2 protein-coding genes are annotated in these 3,616 nt (G+C 36.7%); both read left to right on the forward strand.

The genetic code is table 11. The features are described 5' to 3' along the window. Positions 1–857, forward strand: an 857-nt coding sequence (locus B3J44_RS06120; RefSeq protein WP_286966833.1) for an aldehyde dehydrogenase family protein, incomplete at its 5' end; no start/stop codon positions are given. 165 nt (positions 858–1,022) lie between these two features. Beyond that, positions 1,023–3,616 (forward strand): SusC/RagA family TonB-linked outer membrane protein (locus B3J44_RS06125; RefSeq protein WP_286966835.1); only part of this gene is annotated, 2,594 nt, incomplete at its 3' end.

Below are 3,616 nucleotides of genomic sequence, written 5' to 3' on the forward strand. Positions count from 1 at the left end.
TGTTAACCAATGACAAACGTATTCCGTTAATTTCTGCTACAGGATCTACACGAATGGGTAAAACTGTTGCACAGGTAGTCGCAGGACGTTTAGGAAAATCATTGCTAGAATTAGGTGGAAACAACGCAATCATTGTAACGCCCGATGCCGATTTAAAAATGACAATTATAGGTGCCGTTTTTGGTGCAGTTGGAACAGCTGGACAAAGATGTACTTCTACACGTCGTTTAATTATTCACGAAAGTATCTACGATAAGGTAAAAGATGCTCTTATCTCGGCATACAAACAATTGCGAATCGGAAATCCTTTAGATGAAAAAAATCATGTGGGTCCTCTGATTGATACGCAAGCAGTAGAAATGTATGAGAAAGCTTTGAAACAAGTCGTTACACAAGGAGGTAAAATTCTTGTTGAAGGCGGAGTACTTTCTGGAGAAGGATATGAAAGTGGCTGTTATGTAAAACCTGCAATTGCAGAGGCAGAGAATACTTTTGAAATTGTACAGCACGAAACTTTTGCTCCTGTTTTATACCTATTAAAATATTCAGGAACAGTTGAAAATGCTATAGAAATCCAGAATGGTGTAGTGCAAGGATTGTCTTCTGCAATTATGACTAATAATTTAAGAGAAGCAGAATTGTTTTTATCTGTTACTGGTTCTGATTGTGGAATTGCAAACGTGAACATCGGGACATCTGGTGCCGAAATTGGTGGAGCTTTTGGTGGAGAAAAGGAAACCGGTGGAGGACGTGAATCTGGATCTGATGCATGGAAAATTTACATGAGAAGGCAAACCAATACAATCAATTATACTACGAGCTTGCCATTAGCGCAAGGAATAAAATTCGATTTGTAGCCCAAGAGATTAAAGCTTAACAAAAAAATCACCCCAAAGAGAATACCACATTTTGTTTGATAATGTTTTTTGAACATTATCAGGCGAGGTGTATCTGCATGCCAAAAAAACTAAAAATGTAAAAAAAAAACAACTAAAAATTTACTAACTAAAACCATTACCGAAATGAACAGAAAACTAATTAGGAGACTTTATTTTATTCCTTTACTGCTATGTTTGTGGTTACCAAACATCAATTTTGCGCAAGCGCAAAAGACTATTTCAGGAAAAGTTACAGACGATAAAAATAATACGTTGCCTGGCGTAAGTATTTCTATCAAAGATTCTAAATTTAATGCAGCAACGGATATTGATGGAAATTATACGTTGGTGTATTCATCGACTTTAGAAAATCCAGTTATCGTTTTTTCTTATGTAGGATTTACAGGAATAAGCGAAGAGGTAAATAATCGCAAAGAACTTAATGTGGTTATGCAGGAAGAAACCAATAAACTGAATGAAGTTGTCATTATTGGTTATGGTTCGCAAAAGAAAAGTAATGTTACAGGAGCCATTTCTACCGTTAAAAAAGAAAGCCTGGAAACGCGTGCAACAACAAGTCCAGCAGAAGCACTTCAAGGCTTAGTTGCAGGGGTGAATGTGCAAAAAAGCGGTGGTGTTGCAGGTGCCTCTGTGAGCGTGAAAATTCGTGGAGTAAATACATTTGGAGCAACAGAACCGCTTTATATTATTGACGGATTTCAGGGATCTATCAATACCATTAACCCAACAAATATAGAATCGATGGAGGTTCTTAAAGATGGTGCTGCGGCTGCAATTTACGGATCTGTCGCTGCCAATGGTGTAATTATCGTAACCACAAAAAATGGACAGAAAGAAGGAGTAAAAGTAGATTTTAGCTCTTTTTTAAGTATCACAAATCCGTCGAAAACATTAGATTTATTAGATGCTGATGGCTACAAAACGGTTAACAAAAGAATGTATGACGAATACAATAAATATGCAACGTCGCCAAAACCGCTTCCAGCCTATATTACTGCACCGTCTGATACAAATACAGATTGGCAGGACGAAGTTTTCCGTTCTGGACTTACACAAAATTATGGTTTAGGAATTCAAGGAAGACAAGGCGATTTCAAATTTGCACTTTATGGCAATTACGTAAAGCAAAAAGGTATCGTAATAGATAACGAATTTGGTCAGCAAACAGGTAGTGCGAGAGTAAGTTTCAAAAAATCGATTTTTGACATTGATGGAAAAATGGCTTACATGGGAACGCAAAATGCATTGCCTAATTTCCAGTTAAAAGAAGTATATACAATGTCTCCTTTGGTTCCAGTTTATGACTCATCAGAGGAATATGGCTATGGATTGTCAAATAAAAATGGTTTGCCAGCAGGTACAAATCCAGTTGCTGAAGAGCATTTTAGAAAAAGTAATGATATAGGACAGGATATAACGGCAAATATTGCAGCAACAGCAAACATTGCACCTTGGTTAAAATACAAACTGGCTTATTCTTACCGTGTGAAAAACAACCAGCAAACGGCTCATTTCCCACCTTATATTGCAAATCCTAAGGAAGTGCATCTTTATCCGATGCAAACAGAATTGAGAACTACTTGGAATGAGCAGATATTAGACAATATTATCACAATTGATAAAACCTTCGGGAAACATGTTTTTGGTTTAATGCTTGGTAATACTTTTAATAGTCAGGCATCAAACTGGAATCAGGTTAGTGTTGAAGGTAAGACAACAGATTATACAGTAGAAAACGGACAACTAGTTTCTATCGATCGTCCGTCAGGATTTCTTGATCCTAGTTTTGAAACAATTGGTGCCGGAAAAGGAGGAACGTATTCTGCCGACGGTTCAAAATTTCAATACAACAGAGTATCTTTCTTTAGCAGGTTAAATTACTCTTACAATGATCGTTACTTACTTCAAGTAACAGTTAGAAAAGATGGTTCTTCTAAATTTGGAGAAGACAGCCGTTGGGGAACTTTCCCATCTATTGCTTTAGGATGGAAAATCGAGCAAGAAGATTTCTTTCCAAAAGACATGATTCTTTCTACTTTAAAATTAAGAGCAAGCTGGGGACAATTGGGTAACGAAGCGGCTTTAGGTTATTATTCTGCAAATACACTAATTAAAACAGGTAATACTTTAGGAAACGGTTACGTTCAAGGTATAGGAAGCAATCCTTGGCCAGGAAGTATTGCAACAGCATTAGAAAATAGAAATTTGCAATGGGAAACCACAGATTCTAAAAACATCGGTATCGATTATACGCTATTAAAGGGAAAAATCAGCGGTTCGATGAACTATTACCATAATGTTACAGACAACTTATTGATTACGAAAAAACTTGCTCCATCTGCAGGAATCGATGATCCTGTTCTTAACGTAGGTAAAATTAGCAACAGCGGATTTGAATTTGAAGTAAATTACCGTGATCAGGTTAATGAATTTAAATATAATGCAGGATTAAACCTTACTACGCTTAAAAATAGAGTAGAAGAATTGGCAAACGACGGACAAACTATTTACGGAGAAGGATTAAAATATGGAGACGAACACTTTCCAACTCAGGCTCGTGTAGGAAGTCCAATTAGCGGATTCTATTTATACAAAACAGATGGTATTTTCCAGTCTGCTGACGAAGTTGCTGCACATAACAAAAATGGAGTTTTATTACAGCCAAACGCTAAACCTGGAGACATTCGTTTCAAAGATTTGAACGGAGATGGTGTTAT

The organism is Flavobacterium sp. UBA4854, assembly GCF_002399805.1.
Taxonomy (GTDB): Bacteria; Bacteroidota; Bacteroidia; order Flavobacteriales; family Flavobacteriaceae; genus Flavobacterium; species Flavobacterium ginsengisoli.